Annotated in this window: 25 protein-coding genes and 1 other RNA gene; 9 read left to right on the forward strand and 17 right to left on the reverse strand. The window is 64.1% G+C overall.

From position 1 onward, the window contains the following. Window position 1: 1 nt before the first annotated feature. The 5 genes from DFK10_RS06385 to DFK10_RS06405 all read right to left on the reverse strand — a co-directional run bounded on the left by DFK10_RS06385 (window position 2) and on the right by DFK10_RS06405 (window position 4,719). The gene (locus tag DFK10_RS06385; RefSeq protein ID WP_109387774.1) at window positions 2-766 is read right to left on the reverse strand and encodes a glycosyltransferase family 2 protein; all 765 of its coding nucleotides are present in this window, start codon (window positions 764-766) and stop codon (window positions 2-4) included. After that, window positions 675-926: a hypothetical protein gene (locus tag DFK10_RS06390; RefSeq protein ID WP_217810078.1), complete on the reverse strand. Its 252-nt coding sequence runs from the start codon at window positions 924-926 to the stop codon at window positions 675-677. Before DFK10_RS06390 ends, DFK10_RS06385 begins: the two co-directional genes overlap by 92 nt. A gap of 201 nt (window positions 927-1,127) precedes the next feature. Continuing rightward, window positions 1,128-1,925, reverse strand: coding sequence for a sulfotransferase domain-containing protein (locus DFK10_RS06395; RefSeq protein ID WP_217810079.1), 798 nt, complete (start codon window positions 1,923-1,925; stop codon window positions 1,128-1,130). Then, on the reverse strand, window positions 1,922-2,941 hold the full coding sequence (locus DFK10_RS06400) for a glycosyltransferase family 2 protein (RefSeq protein WP_109387780.1): 1,020 nt from the start codon (window positions 2,939-2,941) through the stop codon (window positions 1,922-1,924). Before DFK10_RS06400 ends, DFK10_RS06395 begins: the two co-directional genes overlap by 4 nt. 8 nt (window positions 2,942-2,949) lie before the next feature. Continuing rightward, window positions 2,950-4,719: a glycosyltransferase family 2 protein gene (locus DFK10_RS06405; protein WP_235866781.1), complete on the reverse strand. Its 1,770-nt coding sequence runs from the start codon at window positions 4,717-4,719 to the stop codon at window positions 2,950-2,952. 280 nt (window positions 4,720-4,999) lie between these two features. Here DFK10_RS06405 and DFK10_RS06410 point away from each other — a divergent pair, with 280 nt between their 5' ends. Continuing rightward, window positions 5,000-5,599, forward strand: a complete 600-nt coding sequence (locus DFK10_RS06410; protein WP_109387782.1) for a superoxide dismutase — start codon at window positions 5,000-5,002, stop codon at window positions 5,597-5,599. A 54-nt stretch (window positions 5,600-5,653) separates the two neighbouring features. On the opposite strand, the gene DFK10_RS06415 is transcribed toward DFK10_RS06410, so the two are convergent. After that, window positions 5,654-6,568, reverse strand: coding sequence for an endonuclease/exonuclease/phosphatase family protein (locus DFK10_RS06415; protein ID WP_109387784.1), 915 nt, complete (start codon window positions 6,566-6,568; stop codon window positions 5,654-5,656). Between the two features lie 40 nt (window positions 6,569-6,608). Then, window positions 6,609-7,181: an LOG family protein gene (locus DFK10_RS06420; protein WP_109387786.1), complete on the reverse strand. Its 573-nt coding sequence runs from the start codon at window positions 7,179-7,181 to the stop codon at window positions 6,609-6,611. Between the two features lie 65 nt (window positions 7,182-7,246). Here DFK10_RS06420 and DFK10_RS06425 point away from each other — a divergent pair, with 65 nt between their 5' ends. The 6 genes from DFK10_RS06425 to DFK10_RS06450 all read left to right on the forward strand — a co-directional run bounded on the left by DFK10_RS06425 (window position 7,247) and on the right by DFK10_RS06450 (window position 13,875). Then, window positions 7,247-8,611 (forward strand): LysM peptidoglycan-binding domain-containing protein, encoded by a 1,365-nt coding sequence (locus DFK10_RS06425; protein ID WP_235866782.1) that lies wholly within the window; start codon window positions 7,247-7,249, stop codon window positions 8,609-8,611. Then, window positions 8,608-9,570, forward strand: a complete 963-nt coding sequence (locus tag DFK10_RS06430; RefSeq protein ID WP_109387790.1) for an XdhC family protein — start codon at window positions 8,608-8,610, stop codon at window positions 9,568-9,570. Before DFK10_RS06425 ends, DFK10_RS06430 begins: the two co-directional genes overlap by 4 nt. Before the next feature lie 106 nt (window positions 9,571-9,676). Beyond that, on the forward strand, window positions 9,677-10,162 hold the full coding sequence (locus DFK10_RS06435; RefSeq protein ID WP_109387792.1) for a (2Fe-2S)-binding protein: 486 nt from the start codon (window positions 9,677-9,679) through the stop codon (window positions 10,160-10,162). A 71-nt stretch (window positions 10,163-10,233) separates the two neighbouring features. Next, window positions 10,234-12,606: a xanthine dehydrogenase family protein molybdopterin-binding subunit gene (locus DFK10_RS06440; RefSeq protein ID WP_109387794.1), complete on the forward strand. Its 2,373-nt coding sequence runs from the start codon at window positions 10,234-10,236 to the stop codon at window positions 12,604-12,606. Window positions 12,607-12,619: 13 nt separating this feature from the next. Next, window positions 12,620-13,411 carry an FAD binding domain-containing protein gene (locus DFK10_RS06445; RefSeq protein ID WP_109387796.1) on the forward strand — a complete coding sequence of 264 codons (792 nt, stop codon included), beginning with the start codon at window positions 12,620-12,622 and terminating at the stop codon, window positions 13,409-13,411. 125 nt (window positions 13,412-13,536) lie between these two features. Next, window positions 13,537-13,875: a phasin family protein gene (locus DFK10_RS06450; protein ID WP_109387798.1), complete on the forward strand. Its 339-nt coding sequence runs from the start codon at window positions 13,537-13,539 to the stop codon at window positions 13,873-13,875. Between the two features lie 77 nt (window positions 13,876-13,952). On the opposite strand, the gene infC is transcribed toward DFK10_RS06450, so the two are convergent. After that, window positions 13,953-14,504 carry a translation initiation factor IF-3 gene (gene infC / locus DFK10_RS06455; protein WP_109387800.1) on the reverse strand — a complete coding sequence of 184 codons (552 nt, stop codon included), beginning with the start codon at window positions 14,502-14,504 and terminating at the stop codon, window positions 13,953-13,955. 211 nt (window positions 14,505-14,715) lie between these two features. On the opposite strand from infC, the gene DFK10_RS06460 reads away from it, so the two are divergent. Beyond that, window positions 14,716-15,630: a hypothetical protein gene (locus DFK10_RS06460; protein ID WP_109387802.1), complete on the forward strand. Its 915-nt coding sequence runs from the start codon at window positions 14,716-14,718 to the stop codon at window positions 15,628-15,630. A gap of 111 nt (window positions 15,631-15,741) precedes the next feature. Here DFK10_RS06460 and DFK10_RS06465 read toward each other — a convergent pair whose 3' ends face one another. The 6 genes from DFK10_RS06465 to cysG form a co-directional block, all read right to left on the reverse strand. Continuing rightward, window positions 15,742-16,593, reverse strand: coding sequence for a ferredoxin--NADP reductase (locus DFK10_RS06465; RefSeq protein ID WP_109388048.1), 852 nt, complete (start codon window positions 16,591-16,593; stop codon window positions 15,742-15,744). An 85-nt stretch (window positions 16,594-16,678) separates the two neighbouring features. Further along, window positions 16,679-17,098, reverse strand: a complete 420-nt coding sequence (locus DFK10_RS06470; RefSeq protein WP_109387804.1) for a DUF934 domain-containing protein — start codon at window positions 17,096-17,098, stop codon at window positions 16,679-16,681. 11 nt (window positions 17,099-17,109) lie between these two features. Next, the gene (locus tag DFK10_RS06475; RefSeq protein WP_109387806.1) at window positions 17,110-17,841 is read right to left on the reverse strand and encodes a phosphoadenylyl-sulfate reductase; all 732 of its coding nucleotides are present in this window, start codon (window positions 17,839-17,841) and stop codon (window positions 17,110-17,112) included. Then, window positions 17,831-19,495, reverse strand: coding sequence for a nitrite/sulfite reductase (locus DFK10_RS06480; protein ID WP_109387808.1), 1,665 nt, complete (start codon window positions 19,493-19,495; stop codon window positions 17,831-17,833). Before DFK10_RS06480 ends, DFK10_RS06475 begins: the two co-directional genes overlap by 11 nt. Next, window positions 19,495-19,806 carry a DUF2849 domain-containing protein gene (locus DFK10_RS06485; RefSeq protein WP_109387810.1) on the reverse strand — a complete coding sequence of 104 codons (312 nt, stop codon included), beginning with the start codon at window positions 19,804-19,806 and terminating at the stop codon, window positions 19,495-19,497. The genes DFK10_RS06480 and DFK10_RS06485 overlap by 1 nt, the downstream gene beginning before the upstream one ends. After that, on the reverse strand, window positions 19,806-21,209 hold the full coding sequence (gene cysG / locus DFK10_RS06490; protein WP_109387812.1) for a siroheme synthase CysG: 1,404 nt from the start codon (window positions 21,207-21,209) through the stop codon (window positions 19,806-19,808). The genes DFK10_RS06485 and cysG overlap by 1 nt, the downstream gene beginning before the upstream one ends. Window positions 21,210-21,342: 133 nt before the next feature. On the opposite strand from cysG, the gene DFK10_RS06495 reads away from it, so the two are divergent. Continuing rightward, complete coding sequence (locus DFK10_RS06495) at window positions 21,343-21,804, forward strand: Lrp/AsnC family transcriptional regulator (protein WP_109388050.1); 462 nt, start codon at window positions 21,343-21,345, stop codon at window positions 21,802-21,804. On the opposite strand, the gene DFK10_RS06500 is transcribed toward DFK10_RS06495, so the two are convergent. The 3 genes from DFK10_RS06500 to DFK10_RS06510 all read right to left on the reverse strand — a co-directional run bounded on the left by DFK10_RS06500 (window position 21,801) and on the right by DFK10_RS06510 (window position 23,180). Next, window positions 21,801-22,415, reverse strand: a complete 615-nt coding sequence (locus tag DFK10_RS06500) for a DUF1194 domain-containing protein (protein WP_235866783.1) — start codon at window positions 22,413-22,415, stop codon at window positions 21,801-21,803. The genes DFK10_RS06495 and DFK10_RS06500 overlap by 4 nt on opposite strands. Window positions 22,416-22,482: 67 nt before the next feature. After that, window positions 22,483-22,830: a transfer-messenger RNA gene (gene ssrA, locus DFK10_RS06505) on the reverse strand. A 2-nt stretch (window positions 22,831-22,832) separates the two neighbouring features. After that, entirely contained in the window at window positions 22,833-23,180 is a 348-nt protein-coding gene (locus DFK10_RS06510) for a DUF4345 family protein (RefSeq protein ID WP_109387816.1), read from the reverse strand. Window positions 23,181-23,219: the final 39 nt, after the last annotated feature.

Below are 23,219 nucleotides of genomic sequence, written 5' to 3' on the forward strand. Positions count from 1 at the left end.
CTCAGTTGCCGTCGGTTTCCAGATAGAGGGTGCTGCGGCGGCCAAACACGCCTTGAAGATAACCGGTGGCGATGCCAAGCGCCCGAACGCCCTTTACCTGCGTTCGCGATCCCAGGGCATAGCCGACCGCGAGGCGGCCAAGACCACTCAGCGCTTTCAGCATCGCCGTAAATACGGGGCGCACAACGGCGCGGCGCCCCTGCTTGCCATAGCGCATATAGTATTTCGCCAGCGTCTGGCTGCGCGCGCGCCGGAAGATGTAGCCGAGGGTCAGGCGCGTTTTCGGCGTGACCTCATAGACCAGCGCCTCTGGCACCCAGCCCAGCGTCAGACCAGCCTTTGCGGCCCGGCGTGACAGGTCTGTATCGGTCCCGCCCATATGCCCCATCGCCTCATCGAAACGCAGCCCTTCGTTGCGCAGCGCCTCAACCCGCCCGATCCAATTGTTGGTGGCCAGATCATGGGTGAACGGCGCGCCTGCCTGCAGAGCCCTCTCGCGGTTCCTGCCGCCGCGCCTTGCCTCGGCTGAGTAGTGGTCAAGGATAATGGCCTCTTTCGGTGAAAGAGGTGAATCCGGAGCAATGGGTATAACCGGCCCTGCAGCAAGGTCGAATCCTCTGTCCTCGGCACTTGTAACGAGACAGGCCAACCAGTCCGGCGCGACGGTTTCATCATCATCGACGAAGACCAGCCAGCGGTCCCCCCCCGTCGGCGGCCGCAGACAACGCCCGGTTGCGCGCGACCGGAATGCCCAGCTTCGGCTCATGGATCAGCTCGACCGTCGCCCGTTGCCTCAGCGCGTCAGCGAAGCGTTCGATGATCGGCGTGAGGGTCGGCGTTGCGCTGTTCTCCACGATGATGAATCGAACCGTCATCCCGCGCGGCAAATCCAAGGCAAGGAAGCTCTTGAGACAGGCCGTCAGCATCTCGGGTCGGTCGCGCGTCACAACGGCAACCGCGACGGTGCTGGGGGGAGTCCCAGGTGCGGAAGGGCTGCTCAAGGTGGTTGCTTTCCTTGTGGGTCACGGGATCGAGTGCCCCCTTAGGAAATGGCGCGCCTACACGCAAGAGTTGTTTTATGTAGCCAGTGGCATCTGCGATTTTCCGTCCATCGGCGGCGTGCCGGACTATGCCGCGATATCGGCCATCGGGCGGCATTGCGCCACCCAATCGTCATTCTCGGCATAGCCGAGGGCCTTCAGGGCATCCCCATACCGGTCGGCATAGGGTTCTGCGATTTCGCGGGGCAGTTTCGTCACCCACTGCGCCTTCGCACCGGAACTGACATGCAGCTGAACGCGTTCCTCGCGGTCGCTGTCTTTCTTCAACCCGCCGAACAGCGAGAGATCCCAGTAGCACTGCACGGCGCGGTCGATATCCAGCCCTTCGATGGCGAAGTCTTCGAGGATTCCACGGAACTGGCTGCAATCCTCGTCCTCGATCAGGTCCTCGTATTTCACATCCGCCGCACGCGGGTGGCCATAGGGCCACTTGAGCATCTCCTGCACCGTCTTGTCATGCTTGTGTTCCATCTCGAACATCAGGCGGGCCAGATCGTCGGGCAGGGCGTTCAGGTGGTCCTGGTAGTTCTTGCCGTCCCATTCGTCGCGCTTCTCGCGCAGGAACTTCTCGTTCCCCAGCGGCGCGATGCGGTGATAGCGCATGCCAGACAGCAGCACGTCGCGCGGATCGCGGATGATGTGCAGAAACCGGGCGTGGTCCATGTCCATCAATTCGCGCGGGAAAGAGGACGACCAGTTGACGATGATCTGCGGGCCGGTTTCGGCCGCATCGGCCAGGCGCTTGGCCCGGTAGCATTGCATGAAGGGGATGTCCTGGTCGCGCTGGATGGCGCGGAACACCTTGCGCATCCAGATCGTGCCGGTCTTGTGATGGGTGCCGATGCAGAGGAAACGGGCGCTCATTCGGCGGCCTCCTTCATGGGTTCGAAAATGCCCGTGTCGATGAAGGTGCGGAATTCGGGCACCTGCAGCTGATAATCCAGCACCCGGCGCGAGCATTCATGGCAGGCTCGCAGCAAGGCGGCCAGGTCCGCATCCTGCAACCACGCGTCCATCTGTGGACGGATGCCGGCGGTTGGGATGGTCGTATCCTCATGCGTGTTGATGTCGTATTTCTTCCAATACTCCATGTCGATCCGGCCCTTGTTCTTGGAATTGGCCGTGCCGCGCAGACGCTTGAGCAGGAAGTCCTCGCGACTCTTGATCGCGTAATGGTTCACCTGGGCGCCTTCACCGGTGACGTTCTCGGCATTGCCGCGCCACCCCTTCTGCAGGATGTTGCCGCCCATGGGCCGCCCGTCGGCATTGGTCCAGGTCGCCATGTCCTCGGTGATTTCCTTGTGCTTGAAGAACTTGGGCCGATGGACGCCGAAGAAATCGAACGTTCCGGGGCGGAACAGCGTCTTGAACCCCCAGACCAGCCCGTTTTCGGGGTTTTCGAAGGACGACCCCTTGGTGAACCGTTCGGTGACCAGCGCATTCGGGTCCCAATGGGCGGCTCCGCAAGAGCCCATCAGCCGCCAGTTGACCGAGATCGCGTCCGGCGCCCCGCAATGATTGATCAGCGCATCGATGCTGTGATCGCCCACATGGACATTCAGGAATTCGTCCGCGTCCACGATCAGCACCCAATCGGCGCTGCGCACCCAGTCGAGCTGGCCCGCGCGGCTGTAGGCCCGGCGCTGCGGGTCCATGCGCGGACCGAGCGGGTTGTCATAGTGCTTTATCACGCCCATCTGGTCCAGCCGGTTCAGGATCAGGTTGGTGCCGTCGGTGCAATCGTTCGAAAAGATGCAGAAATCGTCGATCCCGATGGATTTGTGATAGGCGAGCCATTCCAGCACATAGGGCCCCTCGTTCTTCATCGTCGAGACGAGAACCTTGCGTCCGGCATCGGGGACTGTCGTGGTCGTGGCCATGGGTGGCCTCATGTCTTGGCCGCGGTGGACTTGACCTTCGTCTTGGCGGTCGTCTTGCGGCGGGTGGATCTGGTCGTTTTCGGTTTGGCAGCGGATTTCGACGCCGACTTGGTGCGGCTGGAGGTCGATTTCGCCCGGCTCGTGGTCTTGCGCTTGGTCGTGCCCGCCTTCGACTTGGTCGTCTTCGACCTTGTAGTCGGCGCTGCGGCCTCGGCCGGGTCGGGGAAGGGCGCGCCCACCTCGGGCGGGGGTGGCACGGTGCCAGGCGCGCTTTGCACGCCTTCGGAGGCACTGATCGTGGCCTCGTCCAGAATCGTCTCGATCGGCGGCGCAGGGTCGGTGATGTCGACCTTGGCCTCGGTCCGGGCCTGTTGCGCGGCCATCGCCTTTTTCGCCGCTTCTGCCTTTTTCAGAAGGTCTGCGGCACGCGGGTCGTCCTTTTCGGCGGCTTGCGCGGCCAGGGCGATCTTCTGGGTGCGTTCCTGTGCCAGGGGCACGCCCAATCCAGCGGCGGCCTCGGTGTTCATGAACGGGTTGTCGAGGCTTTCGGCCTCGCCATCGCCCCGGCCCTTGAGCGAATGGGCGTCCAGTTTCTCCTCGGGATTGTGGCCCGCGGCCTTGAGTAGCTCTTGCCGGGTTTCGCCCTTTTTCGCGGTCTGGGTCTGGGCGATCATCTTGGCGATCTTCTTGTCGGGCACGCCCTGGGCCTGAAGCTCCTTGACCTTTTCCTGCCATTCCTTCGGCAGGTGTTGAACGAACAGCACCTCGTCCAGCCCGTCCAGCGGGATCTTCGAGGCTTCCTTCAGCTCGGTCAGCCAGTGGTCATACTCGCCGCTATCGCGCAGCACTTGAACCCTTTTCTTGTGGAAATCCAGGGCCTTGTCCTGCAACTCTCGCATGATCGGATCGGAAAGGATCTGCGCCATGCGCCGCTTGGTGCCGCGCAGGTGGCGTTGCACGTTGGTGTGTTCTTCCTCGTTGCGGTCGAACAGGGCGAAATAGGCCTCGTTGTACTTGTCGGGCTTGTTGTTCACGTTGCCGCGGACCCGACGCAAAAGATATGCCTCGTAGGATTTCACCGCGTAGTGGTTCAGCTCGGCCCATTTGTAGCCCAGCGTCGGCTTGGTCGAACGCCAACCGGAAAGCGAGAATTCGTCCGGCATCGGCTTGCCCGAGCCATTCAGCCATAGCTGGTCGAATAGAAGTTTCGCGTTTTCAGGTTCTTGCTTGGCTTTCTTGATGTGCGGGCGGTGAATGCCCAGTTTCATGTCGCGATAGGGTTTGAACAGCGTCTTGACGCCCCAGCCCTTCTTGAACATATCCGGCGCGGCCTTGGTGTAATTCTCGATCACAAGGCCCGGATTCCACTCGGTAATTTCGTTCGATCCGAAAAAGCGCCAGGTGATCGCCATGGCGCTGGCGTCGGGGTCCATCTTTTCGACGAGGTCCGAGATCCAGCCACGCCCGACCTTGATGGACAGGAACTCGTCCGCGTCCATGGTCAGGATCCACTCGCTGTCGGTCACTTCCGGGTTCTGCGAGGCGAGCGCCAGCGCATTGGGCTGCGGTTTCTTGCCCTCGGGAACGTCATTGCGGAAATGCTGGACCCAGCCCAGTTCCTCCAGCCGGATCAGCATGTCATCGGTGCCGTCGCCGCAATTGTTGGTGTAGACGACGATGTTGTCGAAGCCGATATGCTTGTGATAGGCGACCCATTCGACCAGTGAATGGCCTTCGTCCTTCATCATCGACAGGATCGTGTAGGTATGCTTGGCCATCACATCTGACCCTTTGCGAGGGCGCGCGGCGTGGGAAAAGCCGTCTGGCGGAAAGTCACTGGTTCACCTGCTCTTGTCGTTTCCGGCGCGGTCGCACCGAAGGCCCCGGTTTTTCCGAGGCCGTTTGTTCCGACCATATCAAATCGGGGGTCAAAGTCCACCGATCCGGACATTTTCGAACCGCTCTTGCGGGGTTTTTGCGCCGGAGGGTGCTTGACCTCGGGGGTCATAGGGCTTTGTTAGGTAGCGTAACGCGAACAAACTGAACAAGGGGTTCACCATGGCTTTCGACCTTCCCGATCTTCCTTATGCCCACGACGCGCTGGCGTCCAAGGGCATGTCCGCCGAGACGCTGGAATACCACCACGATCTGCACCACAAGGCCTATGTCGACAACGGCAACAAGCTGATTGCCGGCACCGAGTGGGAGGGCAAGAGCCTCGAAGAGATCATCACCGGCACCTATGACAAGTCTGCCGTGGCGCAGAACGGCATCTTCAACAACATCAGCCAGCTTTGGAACCACAACCAGTTCTGGGAAATGATGGGGCCGGGCGAGAGCAAGATGCCGGGCGAGCTGGAAAAGGCGCTGACCGAGAGCTTTGGCTCGATCGACGAATTCAAGTCGCAATTCTCTGCCGCCGGTGCCGGTCAGTTCGGCTCGGGCTGGGCGTGGCTGGTCAAGGATAGCGACGGCAGCCTGAAGGTCACCAAGACCGAGAACGGCGTGAACCCGCTCTGCTTTGGCCAGACCGCGCTGCTGGGCTGCGACGTGTGGGAGCATTCCTACTACATCGACTTCCGCAACAAGCGTCCGGCCTACCTGCAGAACTTCCTGGACAACCTGGTCAACTGGGAAAACGTGGCCAGCCGCATGTGATCGGCGGACGAGACCTGATCAAGGGGGTCGGCGGGCACACCGCCGGCCCCTTTTTCATGGCCCCGTCAAACGCAGATCGGCGGCCACCGGATAATGGTCGCTGGGCCAGGTGCCCTCGAACTGCCGGCGCAGAACGACCGGGTCCCCCAAGGGGGCAATCCCTGCCGAATGGGCGATATGGTCGATCGGCCCGAAGAGGTTGATACCACGATTGAAATGGTAGGTGGCCCCGTCGACGGGCAGGAAGGACAAGCCAGCCTCTTCCAGCCGGTCCATCGTGGCGGACCCGTGCATGGCATTGATGTCACCCACCAGCAAGACCGGCGTGCCCCCCGAGATCACCGGCGCAACCCGGTCGCGCACCAGCGCGGCAGACAGGCGCCGGTTCGATCGGCTGCGGTATTCGAAATGCACATTCACCACGCGAAAAACCCGCCCACCGCTCGTGCGGAACTCGGCCCAGCTGGCAAAGGCGGGCCAGGACCCGTCGAAGGTGCGCGAATAGATGACGTCTGGCGTCTTCGAGAAGAAGAACCAGCCCTGATCCTCCAGCGTCAGCCGGTCGGTGCGGTAAAGGATCGGTTGGGTCGAGGGGAAGTCCGCCGGCTCGCCCGTGGCCGCGGCCGCGTAGCCGGGGTTCTGCTCCAGCAGGTAGTCCAGCGTCAGGTTGGTGCCGTCGCGGTTCGTGGCGGGGAAGGTCTCGGATTCCTGCAAGGCCAGGATATCGGCCCCGATGCCGGCCACCGCCGCCTGCATGGCCACCTTGCGCCCGTCCCAGCCCGCCTCAGACCACGGCCCGTCGCCGCCCGACTGGACGATGTAGTGCACGTTCAGCGTGGCAAGGCGCAGCGCGCCCTCCGGTTTGGGTGGCAAGGTTTCGTCGCCGGAATTGACGATATGCGCGCCGCAAGCCAGCAGCAGCAAGGTCATCAGGAGCGCGCCGAGGCCCTTGAGAATGCGAAAGAACATGCCCGCCAGACTGCCCCGAGCGCGGCGCTGGTGATAGGTGTTATCTCGCAGACGTGATCTCCAGTCGGGTCCGGAGCCAGGCTTCCAGCGCTGCGGTGTCGGGCACGACGGTAAACAGATCCAGCAAGCCCGCATCCGCGAAACCCTGCGCGACGATCTGGTCGGTGAGGGCGATCAGCGTGTCCCAGTACCCGTTGGTGTTCAGCAGGAATATCGGCTTGTCATGCAGCCCCAGCTGCGCCCAGGTCAGCACTTCGAAAAACTCGTCGAGGCTGCCCGCCCCGCCGGGCAGGACAACAACCGCATGAGCATTCATCACCATGACCTTTTTGCGCTCATGCATGGTTTCGGTGACGATCAGCGTGGTCAGGTCGCGCTTGCCCACCTCGCGCGCCAGAAGATGGGTGGGGATCACGCCCAGGGTTTCGCCGCCCCCGGCCTGGGCGGCGCGGGCTACGCGCCCCATCAGCCCGACATCTCCCGCCCCGTAGACCAGCCGCCAGCCCTTCGCGGCGATCAGCGCGCCCGTGGCCTCGGCGGCGCTGGCATAGGCCGGGTCGGCCCCGTCACGAGAGCCGCAATAGACGCAGATGGAAATCGGGTCGTGGGACATAAGGCACCTGTGGAACAATGAGGGCTTGCTTTGACCCTTGTTAGGCGCGTTGATAGACTTTGCCAATGGAAAGGGAGAGCGCCCGGCGCGACGGGGCGCGGATGGGGATCCACGTGAATGACAAGCTATTGATATTCGGGGGGGCCGGTGTGGCTGTGGCTGCGATTGCCGGCGCCTTCCTGCTGCGGCCCTTGCCGGACCCGCAGGGTCAGGCCAACGCGCCGGAAAGCGCGCCGGTCAGCGCCCCCGCCGACACCGCCGCATCCCCAGAGGCCGGGGCTTCCGACGCGTCTGCGCCGCCCGCCGCCGCGCCGGTCGAACCGGAGGGGCCGCGCCTTGCGCAGCTGGCGGTCGAAGCGGATGGAATGTCGCTGATCTTCGGCCTGGCCAGTCCGGGCGCCGAGGTGGCGATCGAGGTGGATGGCGAGACCGTCGACGTGGTCGCCGCCGATGCGACGGGCAGTTTCCAGTCCTATCCCGCCCTTGGCTATTCCGACAGCCCGCGCATGCTGGCCTTTGTCGAGGACCCGGACGGTGTCGCGCGCCGCTCGCCCGAGCGCTACGTCATCAACGCCAACCCCGCGCCCCTGCCGGACCCCGGCACGGCGCTTGCCGAGGCGGCCACGCAGGCTGAGCCGGGGCCGTCAGAGGCCCCCGAAGCGGCCGAGGACGTGACCATCGCAGCGGTGAACGAGCCCGCGACATCTACCACCGAACGCGCACCGGTGGAGCGGGATGACGACGCGGCGGGGCAGGCCGCCCCGACCATAGAGGCCGAGGTGCCGGACAGCCCGACCGAGCCGGAGGCCGGATCGGTCCCGACGATCCCCGAAACTCAACCCGCCCCCGACACCCCGCCCGAGGCGACCGGCCCGGTGCTGGCCGTGGGCGAGGACGGGGTGCGTGTTGTGCAGCCAGGCCGCGCCCCCGACACCCCGCCAGAGGTCATGTCCTCGGTCGCGCTGGACACCATCACCTATGATCCCGAGGGCGAGGTTGTTCTGGCCGGGCGGGCCAGCGGCGCGGGGTTTGTCCGGGTCTATGTCGACAACCAGCCCGTTGGCACGCTGCCGGTTGATGCCGACGGTCGCTGGCGCACGGATCTGCCGCAGGTCGATACCGGCGTCTACACCCTGCGTATCGACGAGGTGGATGCCGAGGGAGAGGTCGTCTCGCGCATCGAAAGCCCCTTCCGCCGCGAAGACCCGGAAACGGTCGCCGCCGTGATGGCCGAGGAAACCGCCGATCCCGATTTCACCGTTGCCACGCGGACGATCCAGCCGGGCAACACGCTCTGGGCCATTGCCGAGGAACGTTACGGCGCGGGGATCCTCTACGTCGAGGTCTACGAGGCAAACCGTGACCGCATCCGCGACCCGGACCTGATCTATCCCGGCCAGGTTTTCACCTTGCCCGAGGTTGCGCAATGACAGGCGACCTGCCGGCTTTGGCACTGGACTGGCACCGCGACGGACGGCGCGTGGCGCTGGCCACTGTTGTGGAAACCTGGGGGTCTGCCCCTCGGCCCGTGGGCAGCCAGCTGGTGATCGACGGGCAGGGCGCGATGGAGGGCTCGGTCTCGGGCGGCTGTGTCGAGGGGGCCGTGATCACCGAGGCGCTGGAGGCGCTGGAGGATGGCAAGCCCCGGCTTCTGGACTATGGCGTCAGCGACGACGACGCCTTTGCCGTGGGGCTGGCCTGCGGCGGGCGCATCCGGGTGCTGGTCGATCCGGTCGGGCCGGTCCTGTCCGAGGACCTGCTGGTTGATCTGGTCGAGGCACGGGCGGCGCGCCGGCCGGTCGCGCTGGTGGCGGACCTTGAAAGCGGCACGCGTCACCTTGCGCCTGCCGGTGATTACCCGGACCGGTTCCGGATGGACCGCTCCGGTGTCGAAGAGGACGGCCGAACCTTCGTCGCCGTGCATAACCCGCCCCTGCGCATGATCGTCGTGGGCGCTGTCCATATCGCGCAGGCGCTGCTGCCCATGGCGCGGGCTTGCGGCTATGATCCGGTGCTGGTCGATCCGCGCCCGGCCTTCGCCGCCGAGGCGCGGTTTCCCGGCGCAACCATCCGCGAGGACTGGCCCGACGAGGCGTTGGCGGCCATCGGGCTGGACCCGCGCGCCTGCGTCGTGACCCTGACACACGACCCCAAGCTGGATGATCCCGCGATCATGGCCGCGCTGCGCTCGGACGTTTTCTACCTGGGCTGCCTTGGCTCGACCCGGACCCATTCCAAGCGCGTCGCGCGGCTGACCGAGGCCGGATTCTCCAAGGCCGAGATCGCACGCATCCACGCGCCGGTGGGCCTCGATATCGGCGCGCGCAGCCCTGCAGAGATCGCCGTCAGCATCATGGCCGAAGTGACCGAGCGGCTGCGCCGCGCCTGACGCGGGCCGAGCGCGACGCATTTCTGGGCAGATGCGTCAATCTTGGGCTTCCCAAGTGCGGGCCACCCATGGTTGACTGAGGAAAACACATCCAGGGAGGAATAGCATGACACAGGTCTCTATGACCGTGAACGGAAAACCCGTTTCCGGCGAGGTGGAAGGGCGCACCCTTCTGGCCGACTACCTGCGCGAGGATCTGCGCCTGACCGGCACCCATATCGGCTGCGATACCAGCCAGTGCGGTGCCTGCGTGGTGCATGTGAACGGCAAGGCCGTAAAGGCCTGCACCATGTTCGCCGCCGAGGCCGAGGGTGCCGAGGTGACGACGATCGAGGGAATGGCCAACCCCGACGGGTCTCTGAACACGATCCAGCAGGCCTTTCAGGATCACCACGGGTTGCAGTGCGGGTTCTGCACGCCGGGCATGGTCATGTCTGCCGCCGCATTGCTGGAGGAGAACCCGAAGCCGACCGAGGCCGAGATCCGCGACTATCTGGAGGGCAATATCTGCCGCTGCACGGGCTACCACAACATCGTCAAGGCGATCATGGCCGCGTCCGGCCAGGACGTGAGTGCCATCGCGGCGGAATAGGGATTTTCGAGGAGACATCTTGAGGCGCCGGGTCCGTCTGGACGCCAGGTGCCCACAGGGAGGAGATAGAAATGCCGAAAGATCATGGAATTGGCGCCAGTCCGACGCGCCGTGAAGATGTCCGGTTTCTGACGGGCCGGGGCAAGTATACCGACGATATCGCGCTACAGGGCCAGACCTACGCGGTCTTTGCCCGCAGCCAGGTGGCCAATGGTGTCATCAAGTCCATCGACACGTCCGAGGCAGAAAAGATGCCCGGCGTGCTGGCCGTGTTCACCGGCGAGGATTTCGTCGATGTCGGCGGCAACCCCGCCGGCTGGCAGATCAACAGCCGCGACGGCGAACCGATGAAGGAACCCAAGCGTCCGGTGCTGGCCCATGGCAAGGTGCGCCATGTGGGCGATGCCTATGCCGCTGTCATCGCCGAGACCGAGGAACAGGCCCGCGACGCCGCCGAGGCCATCGTTGCCGAGATCGACGAACAGCCCGCGGTGGTGGATATGGCCGCCGCTCTGAAAGACGGTGCGCCGCTGGTCCATGACGAGATCGAGACGAACCAGTGCTTTGACTGGGGCTGGATCGAGGACAACCGCGCCGCCACCGACGAGGCGATCAAGAACGCGCCCCATGTCACCACGCTGGAACTGGTCAACAACCGGCTCGTGCCCAACGCGATGGAGCCGCGCGCCTCGACCGCCGATTACGATCCCGGCACGGGCGATTACACGCTTTACACGACGTCGCAGAACCCGCACCTGACGCGGCTTCTGATTTCGGCTTTCGTGCTGGGCATCCCGGAAAACAAGCTCAAGGTCGTGGCGCCCGATGTGGGCGGCGGCTTTGGCTCGAAGATTTATCACTATGGTGAAGAGGCCCTTGTTCTGGCCGCGGCCAAGAAGATTGGCCGCCCCGTCCGCTGGACGGCGAGCCGGTCCGAAAGCTTCCTGACCGATGCCCATGGCCGCGATCACGTGACCAAGATCGAACTGGCCTGCGAAAAGGACGGCACCTTCATCGCCTTCCGGACCGAGACCATGGCCAATGTCGGGGCCTACCTGTCGAACTTCTCGACTGCGACGCCGACCTTCCTGCACGGCACGCTGATGGCGGGCAACTATGCCGTGCCCAATGTCTATGTGAACGTGAAGGCCGTGTTCACCAACACCGCGCCCGTGGATGCCTATCGCGGGGCAGGGCGTCCCGAGGCGACCTATTCGCTGGAGCGCGTGATCGACATGGCCGCGCGCGAGCTGGGGATCGACCCGCTGGAAATCCGGCGCAAGAACTTCGTCCAGCCCGATCAATTCCCGTTCACCAGTGCCGCCGGGCTGGAATACGACACCGGCGATTACGGCGCGCTGGTCGACAAGCTGGAAGAGATGATCGACCGCAAGGGGTTCGAGGCGCGCCGCAAGGAGAGCGAGAAGAACGGCAAGCTGCGCGGTCTGGGCGTGAACACCTATATCGAGGCCTGCGGCATCGCGCCGTCGAACCTTGTGGGGGTGCTGGGTTCTCGCGTGGGGCTGTATGATGCCGCCACCGTGCGGGTGAACGCCACCGGGAACATCGCCGTCATGGTCGGGGCCCACAGCCACGGGCAGGGGCATGAAACGGCCTTCCCGCAGGTGGTGGCCGACATGCTGGGGATAGACGAGAACAGCGTCGAGATCGTCCATGGCGATACCTCCAAGATCCCCTTCGGCATGGGCACCTACGGGTCGCGGTCGCTGGCGGTCTGCGGCTCTGCCGTGGTGCGCGCCACCGAGAAGGTAATCAACAAGGGCAAGAAGATCGCTGCCCATATGCTGGAAGCGTCCGAGGCGGATATCGAATTCACCGACGGGCAGTTCAGCGTGGCCGGCACGGACAAGTCCGTGGGCTTCGGGGATGTGGCGCTCAAGGCCTATATCCCGCATGATTTCCCGCTGGAGGAGGTCGAGCCGGGGCTGGAGGAAACCGCCTTCTACGACCCGGCAAACTTCACCTATCCGGCGGGCGCCTATGCCTGCGAGGTCGAAGTCGACCCCGAAACCGGCAAGGTGACCATCGAACGCTTCGCCGCCGCCGACGATTTCGGCAATGTCATCAACCCGATGATCGTTTCAGGCCAGGTCCATGGCGGGCTGGCCCAGGGGATCGGGCAGGCGCTGCTGGAAAACACGACCTATGATGCCGATGGGCAACTGATCTCGGCCAGCTACATGGATTATGCCATGCCGCGCGCCGATGATGTGCCCTTCTACAGTGTCGACCATTCCTGCCAGACCCCTTGCACCCACAACCCGCTGGGCGTGAAGGGCTGCGGCGAGGCGGGGGCCATCGGCAGCCCGCCCTCGGTGGTCAATGCCGTGATCGACGCGCTCCAATCAGGCGGCCATACCAACGTCACCCACATCGACATGCCGCTGACGCCCTCGCGCGTCTGGTCGGCGATGAACAGCTAAGGAGGCAACCACAATGTATGCTTTCGATATCGAACGGCCGACCCGGATTGCCGATGCGGTCAAACTGCTTTCCGATTCCAGCGAAAGCCAGCCGCTGGGCGGCGGCCAGACCCTGATCCCGACGCTGAAACAGCGTCTGGCCATGCCGGAACGGCTGGTCAGCCTGACGGCGATCCCGGAAATGCAGGGCGTGTGCAAATCCGATGCGGGCGAGCTCTGTATCGGTGGGGCCACGACCCATGCGACGGTGGCGGCCGAGGCTGGCGACTATCCGGCGCTGGCGGCACTGGCCGCCAATATCGGCGACCCGGCCGTGCGCAATCGCGGCACCATCGGCGGCAGCCTGGCCAATAACGACCCCTCGGCCTGCTATCCGGCCGCGGCGCTGGGCTCGGGGGCGACGATCATCACCAACGCCCGCGAGATCGCGGCGGATGACTATTTCCAGGGCATGTTCACCACGGCGCTGGACGAGGGCGAGATCATCACCGAGGTGCGCTTTCCCGTGCCGGAGGCGGCGAATTACCAGAAATTCGACCAGCCGGCCTCGCGCTTTGCCCTGACGGGCGTGTTCGTGGCCAGGTTCGCCGATGGCGTGCGGGTGGCGATCACCGGGGCCTCGGAAGAGGGCGTATTCCGGTGGAGTGAGGCGGAAGAGGCCCTGTCCAAGGACTTCTCGGCAGATGCGATTGCGGGGCTGAGCCTGTCCGGCGACGGCATGATCAGCGACCTGCACGGGTCGGGGGACTACCGCGCCCATCTTGCCAAGGTTCTGACGGGTCGCGCGGTGTCAGCCGCAGGCTGAGGTGATGTGCAAGGCTGCTAAAAAATGGGGCTGCGCGGATCGCGCGGCCCCTTTTCGGTTCGGTTTGATCGGGATCATTGGCGCAAGGCCGCCGGTCTGGCATCCTTGATGTCAGGAGGTGCCACATGACCAAGAAAGACAAGACCGCAGACGACCCGATGGGCCAGGTTTCCGAGATGATGGCCCAATGGCAGAAGATGGGGCTGGGGGCCATGAACAACATGGGCGCCGGCTGGATGGAGGCCATGTCGGACATGGGCAGCGAATGGCTGCATTTCGTATCCGAGCGGGTGGCCAAGGACGTGGATTTCCAGCACAAGCTGCTGCACGCGAAGTCCCCACAGGACATCCAGAAGATCCAGTCCGAATTCTTCCAGGCCGCTGTTGATGATTATGCCAACGAAACCGGCAAGATGGTGCAGTTGAGCCGCAAGGTCTTCGAGCCGGACAAGGACGACGGTTAAGCGGTTGCAGAGCCCGGAAAAGGAAAAGCGCCCCCGCTTGGCGGAGGCGCTTTTCAACGCAAAAGCTGCGGCTGTCTTCAGCCTTTCTGCGGCAACGGCCCGATCATCATGACCATCTGGCGGCCTTCCATCTTGGGCATGTTTTCCACCTTGCCCAGTTCCTTGACGTCCTCGGCCACACGTTCCAGCAACTCGCGGCCCAGGTTCTGGTGGGCCATCTCGCGGCCGCGGAATCGCAGCGTGACCTTCACCTTGTCGCCCTTTTCCAGGAACTTGATGACGTTCTTCATCTTCACGCCATAGTCATGGGTGTCGGTATTGGGTCGGAACTTGACCTCTTTGACCTCGATGACCTTCTGCTTCTTCTTGGCCTCGGATTCCCGCTTCTGCTGTTCGTATTTGTATTTGCCGAAATCCATGATCTTGCAGACGGGCGGATTGGCGTTGGGCGAGATTTCGACCAGGTCCAGTCCTACCTCTCCTGCAAGGGCCATGGCGCGTTCCGGCGACACGACGCCGACATTTTCGCCATTGGGGCCGATCAGGCGGATTTCGGGGGCCCGGATGCGATCGTTGACTCGGGGGCCGGTGTCGCGCGTGGGCGGCGCGTTGTGAGGTCTGCGGGCTATGGGTCTTGTCCTTTTGTCGCTAGATTTGAGCCTGCAAGGTAAACGCGTGCCGGATGGCGTTCAAGGCCTGTTTCGGGGGGCGAGCGGGCTGTTTTCCGCAAGGGGGAAGGCTTCAGGGCGCTTCCCGCTTTTCACCGGGCGGCGCGCGTGAAATAGAAAGGGGCGAGGCCCGACCTCAGGGCCGATCTTGAGTTTTGAAAGGATTGATACCATGCGTGCGATCATCATCATCGTTGTGGTGGCCGGGCTGGTCTTCTTCGGATACCAGTATTTCGTCAACGAAGAGACCCCGGCCGAAGCCGTGGCCGAGCTGACCGGGCAGGCCGAGGAAGCCGCCGCCGACGCCGCGGATGCGGCCGAGGATGCAGGTGAAGCGGCCGGCGACGCTGCCGCCGAAGCGACCGAAGGGGCCGAGGACATGGCATCTGACCTCGCCGATGGGGCCGAAGAGGCCGTGACCGCCGTCGAGGAGGCCGTGCAAGAGGCCGCCGAAGGGGCCAGCGAGGCTGTTGACGAGGCCGTTTCCAACGCCACCGATGCCGCCGAAGAGGCCGTCGAAGAGGCCACCACGGCAGTGCAGGACGCAGTCGAAGGGGCCACCGATACCGCGACCGAGGGCGCTGAGGCCGCGACCGATATGGCCGAGGGCGGGGCTGACATGGCGGAGGATGCCGCTGAAGGGGCGGCTGACATGGCCGAAGAAGCCGTGGAAGAAACGGCTGACATGGCCGAAGAAGCTGCTGAAGGGGCCGCTGACATGGCGGCAGATGCTGCCGAATCAACTGGTGACGCCGTGGAAGAGGCCGGCGATGCCGTCGAAGGCGCTACCGATGCCGTCGAAGAGGCAACGGATGAGGCAGCCGCAAGCACGGCGGATATGCCCGCGGCGACCGAGGAAACTGCCGAGGCGAGCCAAGCAACCGAGGCCGCCGAAGGTGAAACCGATATCTCATCGCTGCTGAGCACCGAGAATTTCGACCCCGCCAAGGTGTCTGAATGGATCGAGAACTCGGACCTGAACCCGCTGGTCAAGCAGACGCTCAACGCTGCCGTCGATCAGGCCGCGGAAAACCCGGACCTGATCCCCGGTGTGATCGAACAGATCCGCGAAGCGGCCGGGCTCTGATCGCCGACGGCCGGTCAGGCCGCCTGTGAAAAACACCTTTGAAAAACAAGGGGCCGCTCCGATGGGAGCGGCCCTTTTTCATGGCCCGGATGCAGGAACGCGGGACGCCCCTCAGTCGAGAAACGCCTTTTCCACTACGTAGTGGGCAGGCTTGGAATTCGCGCCTTCCTCCAGCCCGTATTCCTCGAGCATCTCCTTGAGTTCGAGGTTGAAGGCCAGGTTGCCGCAGATCATCGCCCGGTCGGTTTCCGGCGCAAGGGGCGGCACGCCCAGATCCTCGAACGCCTCACCAGAGCGCATCAGGTCGGTGATGCGGCCCATCTTGGGGCTCTCTTCGCGGGTGGTGGTGGGGTAGTAATGGATCTTGTCCGCGAAACCCTCGCCGATCAGTTCGGCCAGCAATTCATCGTTGCGGATGCTTTCGATCAGTTCCGCGCCATAGGTCAGCTCTCCCACTTCGCGGCAGGTATGGGTGATGAAGACCTGATCGTAATCCTCGTAGGTCTGCGGGTCGCGCAAAAGCGAGGCAAAGGGCGCAAAACCGGTGCCGGTGGCAAAGAACCAGATCCGTTTGCCGGGCAGAAGCGCGTCATGAACCAGCGTGCCCACGGGCTTGGGGCGCAGGATAATCTGGTCGCCGGGCTGGATATGCTGAAGCCGGCTGGTCAGGGGACCGTCGGGCACCTTGATGGAATAGAACTCCAGCTCCTCGTCCCAGGCGGGGGAGGCAATGGAATAGGCCCGCAGAAGAGGCTTTTGATTGCCGGTCTTGGGATCGGGATCGCCCATCAGGCCGATCATCACGAACTCGCCCGAGCGGAAACGCAGGCTTTGCGGCCGTGTTACCTTGAAGGAAAACAGGCGGTCGGTGTAGTGACGCACCTCTTTCACGGTCTGGGCGTCGGGCAGGTCTCGGGTGGCCTTGAGGGCGGCGGCTTCGGTCACGGGTGTCATCTCTGTCATATCTGCGTCGCGGCATGTATCCATGCCACGTCCCCTCATAGTCTTTGATCTGTGTCAGTTAAAGGTGTCCCGAGGACACAGGTTTTCACGATGCGGCCGCGCGCAGGCGCGCTTGGTAGTCATGCGCGCGCCAATCGGCGCGGGCCAGCCATTGATCCTCAGGCTGGCGTTGCGCCAGTTCGGCCCCGATTTCCACCTCGTCAAAGCCCGAGCGCCGCGCCATGGCATATTGGTCCGCGATGACATGGCCACAGGCCCGCAGGCGGCCGTGATAGCCGAGCCGGCGCAGCCGTGCGGCAAGGGTAAATCCGCGCCCATCGGCAAAGCTGGGAAAGGCGATGCGGATCATGGGCGCCGACAGAAGATCGGCCAGCCGGGTCGGATCGGTGTCCGGGGGCAGGTCCAGACCCGCATCGCAATCATTGGCAGGCCAGTCCTCCAACGCGGCAAACCCGCCGGTCCAGTCCTCGGGCGCAAAGCCTGTATCGGTGACGATCACGTTCATGTCCTGTCCTTTCACTCGGCGGCGGTGGTGCCACGCACCAGCTTGCCATCCAAGAAATGGATGCCGCATTCGTCCTTGTCCTGCCCCTTCCAGCGGCCGGCGCGGGCATCCTCGCCCGGCGCGACCGGATGGGTGCAGGGCGCGCAGCCGATGGATGGATAGCCCTTGCTGACCAGCGGATGACGGGGCAGGCGGTTCTCGATGATGTAATCCTGCACGTCAGCCGTGTCCCAATGGGCCAGCGGGTTCACCTTGATCCGGGGCAGGGCATCGGCGGGGCGTTCGACCTCGAAGAAATCCAGCGCCGCGCGTTGCCCGCCCTGATAGCGCTTGCGGCCGGTGATCCAGCCCTCATAGCCCCGGAGCGCGGTTTGCAGCGGCTCGGTCTTGCGCAGGGCGCAGCAGGCATCGGGGTCGTGCAGATGCAGCAGGTTCTCGTTATCGGCCTCGAACAGGCGCGCGCGGTCGGCGCGAATCACCTGCACGTTCTCCAGCCGCAGCCTTTCGGCCACGTCCTGCTGGTAGACAAGCGTTTCGGCAAACAGCATCTCGGTATCGATGAACAGGACCGGCACCTTGCGGTCGATCAGCGCGGCCATGTGCAGCAGCACGACGGATTCCGCGCCAAAGGAACTGACCAGGGCGATATGGTCCAGCTTTGTCAGCGCATGCTCCATCACCGACGTAGCCGAATGGTTGCGGAACCGGCGGTTCAGGGTCTGGGTGCGTCCATCAAGCGGCATTGGCCTTGGCCTCCGGGTAAAGCAGCGCCTTGAAGGGCGCGGGGCCGAGGCGGCGATAGGCCTCGAGGAAGGTCTCGTCGCGGCCCTCGCGCAGGTCGAGATAGCCCATCACCAGCCGCTCGATGGCCGGGATGATCTCGTCCGCCGAGAACCCCGGCCCGGCGCGTTCGCCGATGGCCGCGGTTTCCGTATGATCGCCGCCCAGCGTGACCTGGTAGTTTTCCAGGCCCGCGCGATCCAGCCCGAGGATGCCGATATGGCCCACATGGTGGTGGCCGCAGGCATTGATGCAGCCGGAAATCTTGATCTTCAGCGCACCGATATCATGCTCCAGCTTCAATTCGTCGAACCGCGTGGCGATCTGCTGGGCGATCGGGATCGACCGCGCCGTGGCCAGGGCGCAGTAATCCATGCCCGGGCAGGCGATGATGTCACTGACGAGACCGATATTCGCCGTGGCCAGATCCGATGCCTTCAGCGCATCATGGATCGCAGGCAGGTCGCCCTTGTGCACATGGGGCAGGATCACGTTCTGTTCGTGACTGATGCGCAACTCGTCATGGCCATAGTGTTCGGCGAGGTCGGCCAGCACGCGCATCTGCTCGGCGCTGGCATCGCCGGGCGTGGCGCCGTGTTTCTTGAGCGACACGGTGACGATGGCGTGGTTCGGGTGCCGATGTTCGGTCAGGTTGGTATCGGCCCAGGATCGGAAGACCGGGTCGGTCTGGTAGGCTTCATCATAGGGCGCAGCGGATTTTTCGGAAAAAGCCGGCGCAGCGAAGAAATGTTCGATATGTGAAAGCAAACCCCGGTCAAACCCTGCAAAACCCGGTCTGATTTGTTGAAATTCCTCTTCCACAAGACGGCTGATTTCCTCGATCCCGTGTTCGTGGACAGTGATCTTGATGCGGGATTTGTACTTGTTGTCGCGCCGTCCAAGCAGGTTCCAGACACTCACCACGGCCTCGGTATAGGGCAGCAGGTCCGCTTGCGGCAGGAAGTCCCGCAAGACCTTGCCGATCATCGGTGTGCGGCCCAGCCCGCCACCGACGATCACGCGGTAGCCGATCTCGCCGTCCTTCTCGACGATCTCCAGCCCGATATCATGGGCGCGGGTCACGGCGCGGTCATGGCGGCTGCCGGAAACGGCGATCTTGAACTTGCGGGGCAGGAACTGGAATTGCGGATGGTCCGTGGACCATTGGCGCAACAGCTCTGCCACCGGGCGCGGATCGGCGATCTCGTCCGCGGCCGCGCCTGCGAAATGGTCCGCGGTCACGTTGCGTATGGTGTTGCCGCTGGTCTGTATGGCGTGCATCCCCACATCGGCCAGCGCGTCCAGCATATCGGGCACATCGCGCAGCCTGGGCCAGTTGAACTGGATGTTCTGGCGCGTGGTGAAATGGCCGTAGCCCTTGTCCCAGCGCTCGGCGATCATCGCCAATTGCCGCATCTGGGCGCTGTTCAGCGTGCCGTAGGGGATGGCGACCCGCAGCATGTAGGCATGCAGTTGCAGGTAGAGCCCGTTCATCAGGCGCAGCGGCTTGAATTCATCCTCGGTCAGCGATCCGTCGATGCGCCGTTCCACCTGGGCGCGGAACTGGGTGACGCGTTCGCGAACAAAGGCTTCGTCGAAGTCGTTATAGTGATACATCACGTCTTCTCCTGAATGTCGGCCTGCTTGCCATGGGCATAGTTCGAGGGGCCGCGCGTGCGGAAGGCCTCTCGGAAATGGGTGGGTTTGGGGCCGGTTTCGGCCTTGGTCGCGTCGGCGAGGTAAGCCCCCACGACCAGATGCGCCTCGGCGGCGGCTTCCAGCAGGCGCAGCTCGGCGGTGCGGGCATCCTCGATCAGCTCGGCATCGGACAGGCGGGGCGACCAATCTCCGGTCACGGTGCGCCAGACGGCATCACCTTCCAGCAGGCGGTTTGCGGTGACGACCTTGGGGGTAAAGGGACGGGGCATCAGAGGGCCTCCTGTCTGTGGGGGGTAAGACGGTGCAGTTCGGCCTGTGGGTGGCGCGGGGCCAAGCCGATGAAGGTAAGGGCAGGGCCGCTCAGTCCGGCCTGTTCCATGTCGGGTTCCATCCGCGCGAGCGTGGTTTCCAGAATGCGTTGGTCGGGACGCGAGGCGTTCTCGACCACCGTCACCGGCGTCTCGGGCACGCCGCCATGCATCAGCAAACGCCCTTGAATGAAGCGCGCGGCCCGTTTGCCCATGTAGATCGCCGTGACCTCGCCCGGTGCGGCCAGCGCACGCCAGTCGTGGTCAGCAAAGCCCTTTGTGTCATGACCGGTCAGGAACCGGATCTGGCTGTTGCGGCCCCGTTTCGTCAGGGATTGGCCCAGGCTGGCGCAGGCGGCTGCGGCGGCGGTGATGCCGGGAATGATGCTGTAGGGCAGGTCATGGGCCGCGATGGCGTCGATCTCTTCGTCAAGCCGGCCGAAGATCATCGGGTCGCCCCCTTTGAGGCGCACGACATGCGCGCCGGCCTGTGCATGTTCGACAATCAGCGTGTTGATCTCGTCCTGTGCCATGGCTTTGCCAAAGCCATGTTTGCCCGCGTCGATCATCAGCGCCTCGCGCCGGGCCAGTTCCAGGATGCCCGGGCTGACCAGCCGGTCGTGGATCACCACGTCGGCTTCGTCCAGCGCCTTGCGCGCCTTGAGGGTCAGGAGCTCCGGGTCGCCCGGGCCGGCGCCGACAAAATCGACGCGGCCGCCGGAGGGTGATGCCGAAAGGTGCCGGACCAGCAAGTCGTCCAGTGCGGCCTGCGCCGCGTCCTCACCGCCTTGATCCATGGCGCGTGGCCCGGCATCGAAATAGTAGTCGGCCCAGAAATCCCGACGCGCCCGGCCAAAGGGCAGATGTTCGGCCATCTTACGAAACCCTTTGCCGATCCGCGCCAGCGGCCCCAGCGATACGGGCAGGCGTTCTTCCAGTTCGGCCTTGATCCTGCGGGCCAGGACAGGGGCCGCGCCCTCGGTGCCGATTGCGACGGTCACGGGGTCGCGGTCGACGATGGCCGGGGTGATGAAGGCGCTGTCAGAGAGGTTGTCGACGATATTGACCAAGGCGCCCTCGGCCCGGCCGATCTCGGCGGTGCGGGCGTCCAGCGCCGCGTCCTCGTCTGCGGCATAGACCAGCACCGCGCAAAGCGCGTCGCCCGGCGCGATGGCGCGGCGGTGCAGTGTCAGCCGGCCCGCCGCCGCCCAATCCGTGATCTCGGGCGCCGGGGCAGGGGCGAAAACGGTGATCCTGGCGCTGGTCTTGAGCAGCAGGCGCAGCTTGGCAAGCGCCGCTTCGCCGCCGCCGGACAGGACGACGCGCCGGGCGTTGAGATCAAGGAAGATGGGAAAGTGCTGCATGATGACCCCTCTGGTTTCCGCTCAGAATAGAAAAATTTCCCGCTTAATTGGAGTGGGTCTTGCCAAATAGGGACGTATGTTCCAGAACGCGCAGGTGCCGGAACAATCGTTCATGAACCGGAAAGGAAGCGAAATGTCGGTCCGAATTGATGCGCTTGATCGGAAAATCCTGGAGCAGCTTCAGCGCGACGCCAGCCAGTCGCTGGACGATATCGCCAAGCAAGTCGGCTCTTCCAAGACGCCGGTCTGGAACCGGATTCGCAAGATGCGAGAGGCGGGGATCATCGGCCAGCAGACGGTGTTGCTGGATGCCGAGGCGCTGGGGTTCGAGGCCTGTTTCTTCGTCCTGATCCGGACCAGCGAACACGAGGCGGACTGGCAGGCGAAGTTCCTGAAGGCCTTGCGCGACCGCCCCGAGGTGCAGGAGGCCCACCGGCTGGCGGGGGATATCGACTATATCCTGAAGGTCCGTGTGAAAAACGCACGCGCCTACGACGCCTTCTACCAGGCGCTGATTTCCGAGGTGCGGGTGCACAACGTCACCGCGCTTTTGTCCATGGAAGAGATCAAGTCGACCGTGGCGCTGCCGCTCTAGCCCAGGATACGGCTAAGTTCGCGCAACAGCTTCTCGCGGATGGCGCGGGGATAATCGCGGTGCTGACGCGCGGTGATGACGAACCCGTCACGGGTGATGATTTCGCGGCGGTAGAAATTGGTGATCGCCAGCCCCATGCTTTCGATGGCGATGCCGTTGACGGTGACCCCGGCCCGTTCGGCGGCACGCACCATGGGCCGGGGGTCGCTGCCGGAATTGGGCGTGCCATCGCCCGACACATCGATGACCCGGCGGTCGCAGGCGGGCGCATCGGCGAACTGGCGCAGGGCGAAGTCCAGCGCTTCGGCCGGGGCGGTGTCGGACAGCACGAAGGCGCGCGGCATGGCGCGGGCCTGCGCAGCGAAGGTCTGCACATCGGTGCGGCTGCGCAGCTGGGTCCACGGGATCGACAGCTCCTGCCGGTCCACGCCTGACCATTGGACCACGGCCAGCGCCGACTGCCCTTGCACGATCACATCCGTGATCTCGGCATCCAGAAGCGCATCGGCCAGCCCGTCCACCTGCAGCCGGTATTCGGCCACATCAATGGAATTGGAGACGTCGATTGTCAGAAGAAGGGCAGTTTCGCAGGCATGCGCAGCCTGTGCCATGCAGATCGCCACTGATGCCGCCCATAGCCTCATGGGATCAGCTTGCCCCAGATCGTCGCTTTTGAGAAGTGCAGGCTTCTGTTGCCAGGTGCCTGCGAACCCCGCCAGCCCTTGCTAGAGGACTGGGCTTAGATTTCGGTCTTGTTACCGCTTAGGCGGCAACTGCAACCGGAGCACGATTGTCGTTGGCAATTGTACTTTTTCGGGCCGATACGGTGGCACCCCGCCGAGACAAAGCTAACCCCTTTAGACGTTCGTCGATCCTGTTTCGGCCCCATGGTCCCCCAACGAGGGTTATTTGGTGGAGCCGCCGGGTACCGCCCCCGGGTCCGATCCGCTTATTACGAGCGCGTTTATGTCCATAGTCCCGAAGGACATTTCGAATATGCGGCTTGAGGCGCGCGATTTCAAGGGGGATCAGGGCCAGTGGACCCAGATCAGGTAGGCCGCCGGGGGCCACTCGAAAGCCAGGAAGACAAGGGCTTTTTTCAGCGGTGGCCGGTCCAGCAGGATCGAAAGCGCCCGACCGGCCCCTGCGCCGAAATAGGCGATACCAAGGGCGAAACAGGCTGGCGCACCCGCCAGCAGGCACCAGACCCCCAGCGCCACGAACAAGCCGCCCGATCCCGCGCGCAGCTCGCTCAGGCCCATTGTGCTGTCGGTCGGCGCCAGGTCAAGCGCGCTGGCGGTGTAACGCGGCGCAACGAAACCGAACGCGCCGAACGCGATGGTCAGAAGGGCGATGAGGATGTCGATGGCGGGCATGGGGTCTCTCCTGTGGACGGAAACCTAGCCCGGCCCCCC

It is taken from the genome of Salibaculum griseiflavum (assembly GCF_003129565.1).
Taxonomy (GTDB): domain Bacteria; phylum Pseudomonadota; class Alphaproteobacteria; order Rhodobacterales; family Rhodobacteraceae; genus Salibaculum; species Salibaculum griseiflavum.

Bases quoted from the DNA above. Each gene is read 5' to 3' on its own strand.
- DFK10_RS06480 (WP_109387808.1), bottom strand. From the start codon at position 19,495: ATGTATCACTATAACGACTTCGACGAAGCCTTTGTTCGCGAACGCGTC.
- DFK10_RS06405 (WP_235866781.1), bottom strand. From the start codon at position 4,719: ATGGCCAAGCATACCTACACGATCCTGTCGATGATGAAGGACGAAGGC.
- DFK10_RS06410 (WP_109387782.1), top strand. From the start codon at position 5,000: ATGGCTTTCGACCTTCCCGATCTTCCTTATGCCCACGACGCGCTGGCG.
- DFK10_RS06430 (WP_109387790.1), top strand. From the start codon at position 8,608: ATGACAGGCGACCTGCCGGCTTTGGCACTGGACTGGCACCGCGACGGA.
- DFK10_RS06440 (WP_109387794.1), top strand. From the start codon at position 10,234: ATGCCGAAAGATCATGGAATTGGCGCCAGTCCGACGCGCCGTGAAGAT.
- DFK10_RS06400 (WP_109387780.1), bottom strand. From the start codon at position 2,941: ATGGCCACGACCACGACAGTCCCCGATGCCGGACGCAAGGTTCTCGTC.
- DFK10_RS06390 (WP_217810078.1), bottom strand. From the start codon at position 926: ATGCTGACGGCCTGTCTCAAGAGCTTCCTTGCCTTGGATTTGCCGCGC.
- DFK10_RS06385 (WP_109387774.1), bottom strand. From the start codon at position 766: ATGAGCCGAAGCTGGGCATTCCGGTCGCGCGCAACCGGGCGTTGTCTG.
- DFK10_RS06450 (WP_109387798.1), top strand. From the start codon at position 13,537: ATGACCAAGAAAGACAAGACCGCAGACGACCCGATGGGCCAGGTTTCC.
- DFK10_RS06475 (WP_109387806.1), bottom strand. From the start codon at position 17,841: ATGCCGCTTGATGGACGCACCCAGACCCTGAACCGCCGGTTCCGCAAC.
- DFK10_RS06510 (WP_109387816.1), bottom strand. From the start codon at position 23,180: ATGCCCGCCATCGACATCCTCATCGCCCTTCTGACCATCGCGTTCGGC.
- DFK10_RS06460 (WP_109387802.1), top strand. From the start codon at position 14,716: ATGCGTGCGATCATCATCATCGTTGTGGTGGCCGGGCTGGTCTTCTTC.
- DFK10_RS06395 (WP_217810079.1), bottom strand. From the start codon at position 1,925: ATGAGCGCCCGTTTCCTCTGCATCGGCACCCATCACAAGACCGGCACG.
- DFK10_RS06435 (WP_109387792.1), top strand. From the start codon at position 9,677: ATGACACAGGTCTCTATGACCGTGAACGGAAAACCCGTTTCCGGCGAG.
- cysG (WP_109387812.1), bottom strand. From the start codon at position 21,209: ATGCAGCACTTTCCCATCTTCCTTGATCTCAACGCCCGGCGCGTCGTC.
- DFK10_RS06465 (WP_109388048.1), bottom strand. From the start codon at position 16,593: ATGACAGAGATGACACCCGTGACCGAAGCCGCCGCCCTCAAGGCCACC.
- DFK10_RS06420 (WP_109387786.1), bottom strand. From the start codon at position 7,181: ATGTCCCACGACCCGATTTCCATCTGCGTCTATTGCGGCTCTCGTGAC.
- DFK10_RS06495 (WP_109388050.1), top strand. From the start codon at position 21,343: ATGTCGGTCCGAATTGATGCGCTTGATCGGAAAATCCTGGAGCAGCTT.
- DFK10_RS06470 (WP_109387804.1), bottom strand. From the start codon at position 17,098: ATGAACGTGATCGTCACCGATACAGGCTTTGCGCCCGAGGACTGGACC.
- DFK10_RS06425 (WP_235866782.1), top strand. From the start codon at position 7,247: ATGGAAAGGGAGAGCGCCCGGCGCGACGGGGCGCGGATGGGGATCCAC.
- DFK10_RS06445 (WP_109387796.1), top strand. From the start codon at position 12,620: ATGTATGCTTTCGATATCGAACGGCCGACCCGGATTGCCGATGCGGTC.
- DFK10_RS06415 (WP_109387784.1), bottom strand. From the start codon at position 6,568: ATGTTCTTTCGCATTCTCAAGGGCCTCGGCGCGCTCCTGATGACCTTG.
- DFK10_RS06485 (WP_109387810.1), bottom strand. From the start codon at position 19,806: ATGCCCCGTCCCTTTACCCCCAAGGTCGTCACCGCAAACCGCCTGCTG.
- DFK10_RS06500 (WP_235866783.1), bottom strand. From the start codon at position 22,415: ATGGCACAGGCTGCGCATGCCTGCGAAACTGCCCTTCTTCTGACAATC.